This is a genomic window from Deinococcus psychrotolerans, assembly GCF_003860465.1.
GTDB classification, from domain to species: domain Bacteria; phylum Deinococcota; class Deinococci; order Deinococcales; family Deinococcaceae; genus Deinococcus; species Deinococcus psychrotolerans.
Window position 1 is genome coordinate 268,641 of the sequence record NZ_CP034184.1, and the last position, 12,850, is coordinate 281,490.

Genomic DNA, 12,850 nt, shown 5'->3' on the forward strand with positions numbered 1-12,850 from the left:
GCTCCCGTTGGTCGGTCAAAAAAAGCTTCTTTTTTGACAAATGCTCCAAGGGCTGGTGACTTCAGTGGTGTAACCTTCACTGGCTTTGTGACGAAACGGGGCCGGGACGGCCTGATCTTCCGAATCAGCTGTGACCAGTCGTCCAGTCTGAAACGCCTGATGCTGATTTTCCCTCGTCAAGTTTAGACCAATCACCAGAAGTGTGGTGGCAAGGATGACGCGGTTCAAATCATCTGGCGTCCCTCTCTTGCACTCGTGATCGCTCACCACGAGTGCAACTGATGAGGGAAATTTTTGGCGACTGGTTTAAGGAATACAGATGACCCATACAAACAACAGAACCTTCTCGTTTTACCCTGACCAGCAGCTCGTCGGGGTGATTGACACGCCGCAGGCGCTTGAGCAGGCGCTGCGCGTCGTGGTGGCGCTCGGCATTCCCGACCAAGACGTGACAGTGCTGGCCGGCGAAGCGGGCGAGTGCTGGCTGGACGCCGACGGTGTCCAGCATGGCCTGCTGGGGCGCTTCGTGCGCTGGACGGAAGACCTGATGGAGGAACACACCGACGCTCAGCTCTACGCGGAGTATCTGGCTGCCGGGCGCTTAGTTCTCGCGGTGCGCTTGCCCAGGCACAGTCCCGCTTACCCGCCGCTCGTCGCCGCGTTTCTCGGCGCTCAGGCCCACTTCATCCATTATTTCAATACCGGAGTGATTGAGGAAGTGACCGAAACGCCCGAAACTGAGCCACCTGAAACTGGGCCACCTGCGAAAGTTCCCGGCCCCTTGCTGGAAGGTTCAGGAACGTCGTGGATCTGGACGGCGGCCCGGCAAAACTGGGTGCTGCTATTTGCGCTGCTCGGTCTGCTGACCGGGGCCATCCTCCGGTTCGGTTTCGGCCAGCCTGACATTGCCAATTTAATCTGGCTGGGCACGCTGGTGCTGGGCGGCACGCCTGTGGTGTACCGGACGGTTCGGGGCATGCTGCACGGCAATTTCGCCACCGACGTGGTCGCCATGCTGGCCATCGTGGTGGCTGTGGTCATGGGCCAGTCTTTCGCTGGACTGATCATCGTGATTATGCAGTCCGGCGGCGAGGCGCTCGAGAAGTACAGCCTGCGCCGCGCCTCGTCGTCACTGGAAAAGCTGCTGGCCCGCGCACCCCGCCACGCCCACCGAAAAACAGCGTCAGGAATCGAGGACATCGGGGTCGAGGAGGTGCACATCGGCGACATGCTGGTGGTGCGCCCCGGCGACCTGATCCCCGTTGACGGCGTCCTGCTCGCCGCTCAGGCCGAGATCGACGAGGCCGCCTTGACCGGCGAGGCTGTCAGCGCTCCCAAAATGCAGGGGGCGGCGCTGCTCAGCGGCAGCGTCAACACCGGCGACGCCTTCGAGTTGCGGGCGACGCAACTCAGCGCCAACAGCAAGTACGCGCAGATCGTAGCGCTGGTCCAGCAGGCCCAGCAGGACAAGCCGCCGCTGCAACGTCTGGCCGACCGCTACGCCGTGTGGTTCACGCCGGTCACTCTGCTCACGGCGGGCCTCGGCTGGCTGATCACCGGGCAGGCCGACACGGTGCTCGCGGTCCTGGTGGTCGCGACCCCCTGTCCGCTGATTCTGGCGGTGCCGGTGGCGGTGATTAGCGGCATCAACCGGGCGGCCAGCTTCGGCATCATCGTCAAGGGTGGGGCGGCCATCGAGCAGATCGGGCGGGTTCAGGCGATGGTCTTCGACAAGACCGGCACCCTGACCTTCGGCTCGCCCAGCGTGGAGCAGGTGGTGCCGTTCGGCGGCCAGTCTGGCCCGGAGTTGCTGCAGCTGGCTGGCCACGCCGAGCAACTGTCGTCTCATCCTCTGGCCCAGGCGCTCACGGCTGCCGCATTCAAAGCCAGCGCTGATCAGGGGGCATTGCCACAACATGTCCGCGAGGTGGCGGGTGGAGGCGTGCAGGCCGAGATCGCGGGGCGCGAAGTAGCCATCGGATCGCCAGCGTTTATCGCCGGGATCACCGGCCAGCCCCTGCCCCCGGACGCACTTCAAACGGATCATCTGACGTGCTCCCGGAAAACCGAGCCATATGAGAATGGAGTATCTGGCACACTGAGGGACGACGTCCCCGGAGGTCAGCATGAAGGGAAAAAAGTTCACCGATGAACAGATCAGCTTCGCGCTCAAACAAGTAGAAACCGGTGTTACTATCGGTGAAGTCTGTCGGAAAATGGGCGTCGCTGAATCGACGTTCTTCAACTGGAAAAAGAAGTATAGCGGTCTGGGTCTGAGTGAGTTACGCCGTCTGAAGCAGCTCGAAGAGGAGAACCGCAAGCTCAAAGCGTTGGTCGCCGACCTGAGTCTGGACAAAGCCATGCTCCAAGATGTGATTGCAAAAAAGCTCTAAAGCCCGTCCAGCAGCGCGTTTTAGTCACTCATCTGCGGCGGGCGTATCGGATCAGCGAGCGGCGAGCGTGTCGGGTGCTCAAGGTGTGGCGTTCCGTCCAGCGGTATCAACCGCTGGTGGACACTCAGGAGCCAGTCATCCTGAAGCGGATGACCGAGATCTCCCAGACGCGGGTACGATATGGCTACCGGCGTATTCATGTCTTGATGGCCCGTGAAGGCTGGAAGATCAATCACAAACGAATTTACCGGCTCTACAAACAAGCTGGGCTCAATCTGCGGATGAAGCGACCTCGACGCCGGGTATGTGCCGCGCATCGCGCGACGCGAGAAGAACCTATCCAGGCCAACCAGGTCTGGGCGATGGATTTCGTCTCAGACGCACTATTTAATGGTAAACGCTTTCGATCCCTGACCTTGATCGACATTTTCACACGGGAGTGCCTGGCAATCCACGTCGATCAAAGTATCAAAGCCGAGCGGGTGGTCGAAGTGGTGACCGAGGCCGCCAGGGGCCGTGGGGCCCCTGGCAAGATCCGAGTCGACAATGGGAGTGAGTTCATCAGCAAAGCGCTAGACCTGTGGGCGTATCAGCGCCAAGTCACCCTTGATTTTTCCCGTCCAGGACGCCCTCAAGACAACGGATACATCGAATCATTTAATGGCAGTTTCCGGGACGAGTGCCTGAATACCCACTGGTTTCTGTCGTTGGATGACGCCGCTGAGAAGATTGAGAAGTGGAGGATCGACTATAATGACATCAGGCCGCACTCGGCACTGGGAAATCTCGCTCCAGGAGCATTCGCAGCGCAGTTTGCCTCAACTCGCCGCCCGCCGGAGACTCCATCCTGACCCGGATCGGTTTTTGGGAGCACCTCACATCTGGCGAGCTACGTGGCGCTGGACGGCCACTACGCGGGGGCCGTCACCTTCAGCGATCAACTCCGCCCCGGGGTACCCGGACTGATGAACCGCCTGAGACAGCTGGGGGTGAAGCGTACCGTGATGCTAACCGGCGACCGGGCCGAACATGCCAGCGGGGTATCGCAGCAGGCGGGCCTGGACAGCTTCGAGGCTGGGCTGCTGCCTGAAGGCAAGGTCGAGGCCATCCGGGCACTCAAGGCCCAGTTCGCGTCAGTGGTGATGGTCGGCGACGGCATCAACGATGCCCCAGCGCTGGCGACGGCCACCGTGGGGGTGGCGATGGGGGCGCACGGCACCGGCATCTCTGCTGAGGCCGCCGACATCGTGCTGCTGGTCGACGACATCACCCGGGTGGCTGATGCCGTGGAGGTGGGCCAGCGGATGCTGCGTATCGCTCGGCAGAGCATCTTCGTCGGCCTGGGCCTGAGTTTCGGCCTGATGGGTTTTGCCGCCTTCGGCCTGATTCCGCCGGTGATCGGCGCGCTGGCGCAGGAGGCCGTCGATGTGATGGTGATTCTCAATGCCCTGCGGGCGCGGTAGCTCGCAGCATAGAGCCTGAGCCACCCCAGGCTTCAGAAGCCTCATCGTTACCCACAAGTGGCGCAAACTGAAGAATGGACACCAATTGGTTGGATGCCCGGCAATGGGCGGAGGAGCAATGGAGTTCTCTCGACCTTGGGGATAGACGGCGAACAAAGCGAGCTGTCAGCTTAGGGGCGGCACTGGCACGGTTTCCAGAGGGCTCCCTGCCGCAGCAATGTGGTTGCTGGAGCGATGTCAAAGCGGCCTATCGACTGCTTGACGAAGAGCGCTTGAGTCATGAATTGCTATCAGCCGTTCACTGGCAACATACCCGACGGGCAGCGCAGTCTGCGCTGCCCGTCCTCTTCATTCAGGACACAACTGAGCTCGATTTCAGCCCACACGTCGCCACGACTGGTTTGGGTCATATCGGTGACACACGCGGGCGCGGATTTCTGATGCATTCAGCGCTTGCAGTCACACCGACATCCAGTGGAGCCAGCGTCCTCGGCCTAGCGTGGCAGCATGTCTGGACGAGGACAGAGCGACACAAAGGACATGAAACCCGTACAGAACGTGCAGGACGACATACGGAATACGATGTCTGGGCTGATACTGTACAGGCGATCGGCGGTGTGCCCCCTGGTTGTACTTGGATCAGTGTGGGGGATCGTGGCAGTGACGTGTTCAGTTACCTACGGATCGCACGGAGCCTCCAGTGGCAAGTGGTCATGCGGGTGGCCCAAAACCGCTGCGTTGAAACCAATGAAGGTTCACAGCGTCTTATGGAGTGGATGCGGGCAAAACCACCGGTCACGACCACACTGCTGAAGTATCGAGACCCCAAAACCCACGTCGTCACGCCTGTTCAGCTCGGTATCGCCTTTGACACCTGCCAACTGTGTGCGCCCAGAAATGGCCCTGAGCGGGGGTTCCCCGCTCAACGGGTATGGTGCGTTCGTGCCTTTGACCTCGCAACTTCGGGCGATGCCGTGGAGTGGCTTCTGGTCAGCACGCTTCCGTGCCTCACGGTGGAAGCTGCTCTGGAGCGCCTCTCCTGGTATTCGTTACGCTGGAACATCGAGGAATATCACAAATGCCTCAAATCAGGCTGCCGAATGGAAGCCCGGCAACTCCGTTCTGGGAAGCGTCTTCACAGGTTGCTGGGCTTCCTCGCCATCGTCGCTGTGCGTTTATTGTGGCTCCGGAATGCTTCACGTGAAGATGGGGATCAACTGGCTCGCCAGTTGATCCCTGAACCACTCTGCCGAGTAGTCGCCTATCGACTTCATCAACCTGCAACATCCCTAACCTTACGTGTCTTTTGGCGTGCTGTAGCAAATTTAGGAGGGTTTCTGGCACGTAAGAGTGACGGAGAACCAGGTTGGCAGACGTTGTGGAGAGGTTGGATGCGATTGCTTGATCTTACCTGGTGCCCCCCTGCCCCCTCACCCTAATTTGTGGGTAACGATGAGGCTTCAGAAGCCTGGGGTGGCGTTGGGCAAGTCGGGCCACCGGGCCTGGAGATGGGCGGCCAGATGCGAATAGATCTGGCCGTGGTTGGTGGCGTACCGTACCGGAGGTACCCCTGGTGCCGGTGGCAGCCACAGATGTTCACCGACCACGGCAGCATGCAACCGACCGGTTCCAAGGGAAGGAATGGGATCACCGGCCAGCGAGTAACTGCGAATCAGCTGGATGATGGCTGCTGAATCGGCCAGTCGTCCGGTTTCCTCCAGCACGTCACGGCCCAGGGCGGTAGGGCTGAAGGCCAGAACTGGCAGATTGTTCATCAGTCCAGCGTACTGAGCCAGCCCGCCTCCGAGCGAATGCCCGGTCAGGGTCAGCGGCCCTTCTGCGACAGTTCGTGGTGCAGCAGCAGGGTGAGCCGGTCTGCCCAGCGGTAGAGCCTGGGTACGCCTCCCACCACGTTCAGCAGCCCGGCACCCAGTTGTTGTGCCTCGGCGAGCAGGCTGTGCAGTTGACCGTCGCCGTCACTGGAGTTAAGGCCTCCCAGTACCAGGGTCACCTGGCCGTGCGCAGCCTGATGGGCCGCGAAGGCCAGCCCGCTGGGGACGTGCAAGTAGCCGTTCCTTCCTTGATGCCGCACGCCGCCCAGCTGACGCGCCACTCGTCCCAGGTTCAGGAAGTGCCCACCGTAAACATGCAGCGCCCACTTGGGTTCCGGCATGACCCAGTCGTGCCGTTCCCAGACTGGGTACAGGCTGAGTGCGGCGGCGCAGCGGCTCAGAAGCGTTCTGGCCTGAGATTCAATTTCCGTCCGGCAGCTAGGATCCCGTAGAACACGCCGTACTGGTTGACCTTCACCACGCGGTCGAAGTCGGCGGGTTCGTGGTCGAGTAGAGGCTTATTGATCCCGATGCCCGCATTGTTGAACATGATGTCAAGGCGGCCATACGTCTCGGCGGCCAGCGTCACCGCCGCCTGCACGTCCTCAAACACCGATACGTCAGTCCGGATGAACATCGCTTCCTGTCCCTGGGAGATGATCTCATCCACCACCAGACGCCCATGCTCTTCGTTTAGCTCGAACACGACGATGCGGGCACCTTCGCGCGCAAACTTCAGGGCCGTGGCCTTGCCGATGCCGCTACCCCCACCTGTAATAACAGCCACTTTACTTGAGAGTCTCATATCTGCTCCTGATACCAATCACCGAGAATTGAGCTTCTAAAAAGCTCAATTCTCCGAACGGAGTGTGTCGTGAAAAATACCAATCACAGAAATGGAGGAGGCGCTTTCAGCGTTTTTCTGAAAGTGCATCTGGAATTTTGGTGATTGGTATGACGGACGCAGTCCAGGCGGTACCCGAGTGGCCTAGACTGGATCGAATACCTGTTCAGTACATGCGGCCCCAGTACGGAGAAATGCCGTAGTAACCGTAATACGGGTAAAAGAAATCATGGGTGTAGTTCGTGGTCAGTTTGGGATCAAAGTGCGGCGCGGCAACCACATGGTCACGGCTGTGATTGATGCGGACTTCGGCACGCGACGTGCTGCTCAAGTCTTCGATGGGCACCAGAAATTCCCGCTCACCCATGCCCAGAAACCCTCCAGCACCGACCTGTAAGAAGCGCACTTTGCGGTTTTTTTTATCGGTAAACAGGGCGCTGACGTGGCCGAGCGCTTCACCGTTGGCGTCCACGACTTTGTGGCTGCGGATATCGTCGCTGGGGTTGCTGAGAGTGAGGTTGGTGTCGCCGAGTTTCTCGAGCAGGTTCTGGCTGTCATCGTCATGCTGGGTCATCAGAACTCCTGTGATCAGGCTGTCAGCGGCCACCCGACCGGGCGCTGGCAGAGGAAAGCGGATCAAGAAACGGCGCGGTGAAGCGTTCGGGGCGACTTACGCTTCGATGCGGATCTGGTTGTCGACGGTGATGACGCCCGCCGCATTCCACGCTGCCAGGCCCGCCGCGTTGATCTCCGTCCAGTTGGGCAGCTCACCGCGCAGCGTGACGTTTCCATCAACAACCTCGACCTGCACCCGGCCCGCGTCCAGTTCGCTGCTGCGTTTGAAGGCCGCCTCGATCCGGGTATGGATGCCTGTGGACGTGACCTGAGGCCTCAGGGTGAGCAGAGTATTGACGCCTCTGACCCCCAGCAGATTCGCCACGAGGTCATGGGCACGCTGGCGCTGAACCTGCCACTCAACCACACCCTCGAGGGTGATCCAGCCGTTCTCGACCCGCAGCTGAATATCCTGATCCGGCAGGGCCGCGCTCCACTCCAGCGCCTGGCGGGCCGCTCTGGCGATCTCCGCGTCGCTGTGCTGGGGATCATTCCTGAAGTGAACGGTCAATTTCTCGGCCACCCCCTGCACTCCCCTCACCCGCTTGACGGCAGTCTCGGCGGCCCACTTCTCGGGATAGTTCGCCACGCTTCCCGCCAGGGTCACGATGCCGCCCTTAACGCTGACCGCGATCTGGCCCGCGTCGAGGCTCGGCTCGAAGAGAAGTTCGTCCATCACGTCGCTTTGCAGTTGTCCGTCATTGATGATGGTCATGTTCCAGCTCCTTGCGGCGGTGAACAGCGAAATCACAGGGCGAACCACGCGGGGGCAGCCACTTTGGCGTGGTGATTAACTTCGGCCGCGCCCACAGCGCTCCGGGCTGCATCGACCGCTCGTTCCCGCTGCGCCCAGAAGTGGATCTGGCCGCTCGGAGTCATCCAGCTTTGCTCCACCTCGATTTCGGCGGTGTTCAGGGCCTTGATCTGGTGCCAGAGGAAGCTACCCGGCGCGGCTAGCGCGGTACGAGTGCCGCTTTGCTGGTGCAGCGGGGCTGGCCTGGTGATCCATTCGTTGGCGACACCATGCACGCCGTTGACGCGCTGGGTTGCCCAAGCGGCCCCCTGCCTCTGTGCGGAGGTGTTCACTGTACCCGCCAACGTGAGCATGTGCCGGCGGTCATGATGCCGATCTGTGCACGGTTAAGGCTCAGCATGAACCCAAGTTCGGCTCTCACTTGTTCTAGAAGCTGCTGGTCATGCATCATCTGCTCCTCCTTACCGTGAGCGTGCCCGAATGCCTTGCGGTTGACCCGCAAAGCCTGACATCGAAAAATCCCTCTCTAAGAGGGAGGCCGAAGAACTGGGGTGCGCTCCGAAGTAATCTTGGCTTATCAGTACGGTAGGTCTGGGAGGCTCCGGAGCGTTCGTCGTCAACGTCGGCGTTGGTGGAAAACGCTCCGACGACCCTGGCCCTCAGGCTTCGTCATAACTGCCCGCAGGCAGGAATAGGGACGCGGCGCGGCGCTCCAGACCTCACGCCGCGCTGCTGGGGGAATACCGGACGGGTGACGACGAGGCGGCGGCAACCATAAAGAAAGGCCGCGTTCGCCAACCGGAGCGTTATCGAGGGGAGCGCCAACGGACAGGGCCAGCGTGGCGGCGCTCAGCCTGAATGCACAGTCTGGTCGCTCAAATCATGGACAGACTGATCGTCGGTGAGCGTCAGCAGATGTTCAAAGCTGGCAAAAGACTTGATGAGCTGTAGGTCGCCGCGCTGCTGCGTCGCGGCGCTGACCTTCGGCACGGCCACCTTGCCGACCCCACCGCCCCACGCAGTCCGCTCAGGCTAAGCCAGCGCTCATTGACGTGACGTGCTGGACAGCGCCCCGGGTCAGCGCTGAGATCCGTATTCAGCGGGTGTAGCGTCTTGATTGCCGTGGTCACTGTTCACTCTTCCCCTAATGGACACCGCCTGGGTGGGCAAACTGAACCGCCAGTCATCGCCCACCCAGAGCTTGGCCACACCGCCCATCCTTCACCCCTTCCCGGCTGAACGGCTTCAAACCTGGCCAGTGCTGGTGGGCTTTATCCCGTGCCAGCCGCGCAGCGAGCGACTTCAGGCCTGTACAGCGGCGCACCATGGTCGCGGCAACGTCAGGGTTAGACATGACGCAGTCCTTCACAGTGCAGCTTACCGTACAGATGTGGCGGTGACATCTGGCCCGCCTCGGCAGACCAGGGCATCAGATGCGCCACTTTTCACCCATTTAGGGAAACTGTATGCCGCCGCATCCCCATACCTACCAGCACCATTCATCACCTCACCGCACCCGGACAGAGAGCCGGATGGGCGACGGCCCGCTTCAGGAGAGCCGAATATGCCACAGATCGTTAGCGGAAGGTACGAAAACCACAACGACGCCATGCAGAGTGTCTGGGGAGTTCACGCTGCGGGCCTGCCTCTCAACGACATCGCCCTGGTATCCCTGAATATGCAGCCGAGTGCAGTCCCCATCTCCTACACGCTGCATCCGAACACCCAACCCTTCGACGCTCAACTCTGGTGGGCGGGCTTTTTCGAAGCGCTGCTGTCGCGGCCCCTCGATTCGCAGAGCCTGCGGGCTTATTTGGGCGTGATCCGGTCTGGTGCGTACCTGATGCTGGCGCACGGCACGGCAGAGCACATCAGGAGCGCCCAGCGGGTGCTTGAAGACAGTGGAGCCTGCGACATCGTGGTGCGACCAGCAGAAGCTGACGGCTCCAGCGAAATTCCAGCATTCACGGCTGTGAAGTTCCCTCCGGCGAGCGGGCTGGAAAGGTGATGGGCATGAACCGGTTCGTTCTCAAAACTCTGCTCGTATTGCTGACGCTGAGTCCGGCCCTCGCCGTTTCAAATCTGTCAGGTGGCGCAGTCATTTACACAGCCAACTGCGCCGTGTGTCACGGAGCCAAAGGCCAGGGCGGTATCGGCCCGGCGCTCAGCGACTCGGCCACCTGGTCGTCTGCCCTGTTCAGCCGCTCCCTCCTCAAAGGGATAAACGACCACGGCAAGGCGTTCAAGGCCCCCATGCCTACCTTCGGCAAAGTGGGCTTTGCCAGCTCACCTAAAAAAGCGCCCACCACGGCGCAGATCAAAGCGCTTCAGGCCTACCTCAAAACCCTCAAGTGAACGCTGGAGGCATCAACATGAACTCACTCAGTCACAACAAGTCAGGTCACATCAAGGACGGCATGCTCGTACAGGCCGGAGACGGCAACGAGGCCATATACCTCGGGCGGGTCGCGGGTTTGAAAAAGAACTTCATCAAGCTGCGCCGCCGCGACGCCCCGGACGGGAAGCGCCGCTATATTCCCAGAAGCTGGGTCGACGGCATTGTTGGCCGCCAAGTCCACCTGTCCAGATCGCCGTCCACTGCCAAGACAGGTTGGCTGACCAAGGCAGAACTCAAAGCCTGGCCCGCCGGATGAACGTCCCCGCTCGTATGACAGCAATTGAAGACGGCCCGCCCTGCGCCGGGCCGCGTCACCAGGAAGGCTGATGTCCGTGTCCGGTGGATTGCTGGTGCTGGGTGTGGTAACAGCGCTGCTGATCTTACAGCGGCAGACTCGCCCTTCCCCGCCCGCTCCCGTACCGGTTCACGCCGTTTGCCCTGGCCGCAGCGCCCCCAAGGAGGAGTGGTACCCATGACCCAGACTTTTACGAACGCGGCTCCCGCTTGGATCAACGATCTCAGCCCGGCGCAACTGGCGCTGGCGCGCATCATTCAGCAAAACGGCCTGGAAGCGAGGCGGGTAGATCTCACCGGCTTTGCCTGGTACAAAGGTGACGAACAACTCGTGATGGTCAGCCAACAAGTCAGCTTCGGCGCGGCCTTTGATCTGGCTGTTCAGGAACTGCCCTGCGCGTATACCCAGCCCGCTGACTCAACGGCCACGCGCCATGAGGACTCAGCATGACCACGGCCGTGACTCCAGACGTGAGCACAACCAGAATCACCGCCGCGCCCCGCCCTGCGGCAGATCACGTCGCCCTCGTCAAACTCGGCGACACCGACCTCACTCTCCTCGATCCGACTCAGGATTTGCGTCACCACACAGTGATTGACTTGGCTGGCAAGAACATCGGGCACGTCAGCGCCCTGTTCATTGACCGTCAAGATCATAATGTCCGCTTTTTGCAGGTCAGTGCGGGCGGGTTCCTGGGGCTTGGCGAACGGACTTTCCTTGTTCCGGTGGAAGACATCACCAGCCTAGCGCCGCTGACCGTGCAACTCGGTCAAACGCTGGACACCGTCAAGTCGGCCCCACTCTACGACCCTGTCCTGAGCAACTGGCACGACGCGGCGTTCTGGAAGGCTTATTACCTGCATTACGGCTATCCCAGCATGAGCTGGCCCGGCTACTGAGTCTGACTTTACTAGGGTCGGCTGAGTCAGCCCTTTTCTGCAGCGGTTCAGCTTGATGGTGTATCAGCAAACGCCGTTAGAGCGGGCACTTACCCGTTCCGTTACACCTGCACCACCTTAAAGGAGACCTCATGCCCACGCCGCCCACGACCCACCACGCCCAGTTAGGCAACGCCACCCTCACGCTGCTGGAGCCAGCCCTACCGGCGCAGAACGTGCTGTCGATCGTGCTCGACGTCAATCCGGGCAGCGCCCTCAATCAGGACGGCAGTTTGCACATACGCACTCAGCATCTGCTCGACGCCGTGGCCGCGCCCGCCGCGCTCGCCGCCGCCGTGATGAACGACCTCGACGATGCCCAGCGGCGCACCCGCACTCGCTTGTCCTTTCTATGGGACGAGCACGGGCATGTTCAGCGGCAAACGGTGGACACCCAGCTCCAACTCGATGAAACCAGCCGCTACGGCACTCCAGACTTAGAGCCGCTGCACTTCGCCCTCGAATCCAGCGCCCGCGTCCTCTTGGCCGTGATTGACGACGAATGGGGCCGGCTGCTGAGCGTTCACTTGGGCGAGATCACCGAACTCTACCGGCTGGAAAATGTCCTGGGCACCACCGATACGTTTCGCATTCATGTTGTTCCAACGCCGGAGGCCCACTCGCTCCAGTCGGTTGCCGAGCAATCCCCGAGAAACGCGCCGGTTCAGCACCAGAGCGCTCAGCAGGGTGGCCGCTTTCACCACGCCCTGATGGCCCAAGTGCAGCGCCTGTATCAGGTGGGAGCCTTCGAGCAACTGCTGATCGGCGGCTCTGTCCTTGGCCGCGCCGAGTTCCGCGCGGAGCTTGGCCCGGACTTACGGGGCACCATTGCCGGCGAGTTTGCCACTCCCGGCGACGCCACCGCCGCCGAGCTGTTCACCGCCGCGCAGACGGCCCTGCTGGTCATGGAGGATCATCTGGAAACGGCTGTGCTTGACGAGGCGCTGGAAAGTGGTGTACACGGCGGCGCTTCCACCCTTGAGGCGGTGCAGGAAGGCCGGGTGGCACAATTGCTGGTCTCTGGCGACGGCTCGGCGCAACGCGTCTGGCAGGACACCTCTGGGCAGGTCTATGCGCAGGCTCCGGCCTCGGGCGTTTCACCGCTGACCGGCGGCGGCGTGAGCGAACGGAACCTGCGGGAGGTGCTGCCCCTGCTGCGCGAGCGCTACGGCGTGCATGTCCGCTTCCTGACGGCTGCCCGCGCCCAGCGGCTGGACACCCAGATGGGCGGCCTGGCCGGTGTACTGCGGTACTGAGTCGTCCTTCATGAGCCACCTCACGATCCGTACCCTCGGCCAAGCGACCATCCTCGTGGACG

General features: G+C 61.4%; 17 protein-coding genes and 1 pseudogene. 11 read left to right on the top strand and 7 right to left on the bottom strand.

Going from position 1 to position 12,850, the window contains the following annotated elements:
- Positions 1-319: 319 nt before the first annotated feature.
- From EHF33_RS14940 to EHF33_RS21945, 4 genes are all read left to right on the top strand, one after another.
- Positions 320-2,152 carry an HAD-IC family P-type ATPase gene (locus EHF33_RS14940; RefSeq protein ID WP_124873602.1) on the top strand — a complete coding sequence of 611 codons (1,833 nt, stop codon included), beginning with the start codon at positions 320-322 and terminating at the stop codon, positions 2,150-2,152.
- A protein-coding gene (locus tag EHF33_RS14945; RefSeq protein WP_124873238.1) for an IS3 family transposase occupies positions 2,127-3,244 on the top strand; the annotation gives its coding sequence in 2 pieces (ribosomal slippage) (positions 2,127-2,379 and positions 2,379-3,244; 1,119 coding nt in all). Before EHF33_RS14940 ends, EHF33_RS14945 begins: the two co-directional genes overlap by 26 nt.
- Before the next feature lie 42 nt (positions 3,245-3,286).
- Positions 3,287-3,856: an HAD-IC family P-type ATPase gene (locus EHF33_RS14950; RefSeq protein ID WP_164473542.1), complete on the top strand. Its 570-nt coding sequence runs from the start codon at positions 3,287-3,289 to the stop codon at positions 3,854-3,856.
- A 74-nt stretch (positions 3,857-3,930) separates the two neighbouring features.
- Positions 3,931-5,295: an IS4 family transposase gene (locus tag EHF33_RS21945; protein ID WP_124873284.1), complete on the top strand. Its 1,365-nt coding sequence runs from the start codon at positions 3,931-3,933 to the stop codon at positions 5,293-5,295.
- A gap of 21 nt (positions 5,296-5,316) precedes the next feature.
- On the opposite strand, the gene EHF33_RS14960 is transcribed toward EHF33_RS21945, so the two are convergent.
- The 5 genes from EHF33_RS14960 to EHF33_RS14980 form a co-directional block, all read right to left on the bottom strand.
- Positions 5,317-5,739, bottom strand: coding sequence for a Tle-like phospholipase domain-containing protein (locus tag EHF33_RS14960; RefSeq protein WP_478210379.1), 423 nt, complete (start codon positions 5,737-5,739; stop codon positions 5,317-5,319).
- Positions 5,682-6,029 (bottom strand): hypothetical protein, encoded by a 348-nt coding sequence (locus tag EHF33_RS14965; protein WP_124873608.1) that lies wholly within the window; start codon positions 6,027-6,029, stop codon positions 5,682-5,684. The genes EHF33_RS14960 and EHF33_RS14965 overlap by 58 nt, the downstream gene beginning before the upstream one ends.
- A 56-nt stretch (positions 6,030-6,085) precedes the next feature.
- Entirely contained in the window at positions 6,086-6,493 is a 408-nt protein-coding gene (locus EHF33_RS14970; protein ID WP_124873610.1) for an SDR family NAD(P)-dependent oxidoreductase, read from the bottom strand.
- Positions 6,494-6,698: 205 nt separating this feature from the next.
- A complete protein-coding gene (locus EHF33_RS14975; RefSeq protein WP_124873612.1) occupies positions 6,699-7,106 on the bottom strand; it encodes a PRC-barrel domain-containing protein in 408 nt (135 codons plus the stop codon).
- A 96-nt stretch (positions 7,107-7,202) separates the two neighbouring features.
- On the bottom strand, positions 7,203-7,862 hold the full coding sequence (locus EHF33_RS14980; protein WP_124873614.1) for a BON domain-containing protein: 660 nt from the start codon (positions 7,860-7,862) through the stop codon (positions 7,203-7,205).
- Positions 7,863-7,933: 71 nt separating this feature from the next.
- Between EHF33_RS14980 and EHF33_RS21535 the strand changes: the two genes are divergently transcribed.
- Positions 7,934-8,104, top strand: coding sequence for a hypothetical protein (locus EHF33_RS21535; protein ID WP_241191333.1), 171 nt, complete (start codon positions 7,934-7,936; stop codon positions 8,102-8,104).
- Positions 8,105-8,167: 63 nt separating this feature from the next.
- On the opposite strand, the pseudogene EHF33_RS21950 reads toward EHF33_RS21535, so the two are convergent.
- Together EHF33_RS21950 and EHF33_RS21170 are read right to left on the bottom strand one after the other, a co-directional pair.
- Positions 8,168-8,254: pseudogene (locus EHF33_RS21950) on the bottom strand (hypothetical protein); the annotation flags it as partial.
- 496 nt (positions 8,255-8,750) lie between these two features.
- Positions 8,751-8,891 carry a hypothetical protein gene (locus tag EHF33_RS21170; RefSeq protein WP_164473544.1) on the bottom strand — a complete coding sequence of 47 codons (141 nt, stop codon included), beginning with the start codon at positions 8,889-8,891 and terminating at the stop codon, positions 8,751-8,753.
- A gap of 574 nt (positions 8,892-9,465) precedes the next feature.
- Between EHF33_RS21170 and EHF33_RS14990 the strand changes: the two genes are divergently transcribed.
- From EHF33_RS14990 to EHF33_RS15015, 6 genes are all read left to right on the top strand, one after another.
- Positions 9,466-9,909: a hypothetical protein gene (locus EHF33_RS14990; RefSeq protein ID WP_124873618.1), complete on the top strand. Its 444-nt coding sequence runs from the start codon at positions 9,466-9,468 to the stop codon at positions 9,907-9,909.
- Positions 9,910-9,914: 5 nt separating this feature from the next.
- Complete coding sequence (locus EHF33_RS14995) at positions 9,915-10,256, top strand: c-type cytochrome (RefSeq protein ID WP_164473545.1); 342 nt, start codon at positions 9,915-9,917, stop codon at positions 10,254-10,256.
- A gap of 17 nt (positions 10,257-10,273) precedes the next feature.
- Positions 10,274-10,555 carry a DUF2171 domain-containing protein gene (locus tag EHF33_RS15000; RefSeq protein ID WP_124873622.1) on the top strand — a complete coding sequence of 94 codons (282 nt, stop codon included), beginning with the start codon at positions 10,274-10,276 and terminating at the stop codon, positions 10,553-10,555.
- 216 nt (positions 10,556-10,771) lie between these two features.
- Positions 10,772-11,044 carry a hypothetical protein gene (locus EHF33_RS15005; protein ID WP_124873624.1) on the top strand — a complete coding sequence of 91 codons (273 nt, stop codon included), beginning with the start codon at positions 10,772-10,774 and terminating at the stop codon, positions 11,042-11,044.
- Positions 11,041-11,493, top strand: a complete 453-nt coding sequence (locus EHF33_RS15010; protein WP_124873626.1) for a PRC-barrel domain-containing protein — start codon at positions 11,041-11,043, stop codon at positions 11,491-11,493. Before EHF33_RS15005 ends, EHF33_RS15010 begins: the two co-directional genes overlap by 4 nt.
- Positions 11,494-11,624: 131 nt before the next feature.
- Positions 11,625-12,788: a baeRF10 domain-containing protein gene (locus EHF33_RS15015; RefSeq protein WP_124873628.1), complete on the top strand. Its 1,164-nt coding sequence runs from the start codon at positions 11,625-11,627 to the stop codon at positions 12,786-12,788.
- Positions 12,789-12,850 lie beyond the last annotated feature (62 nt).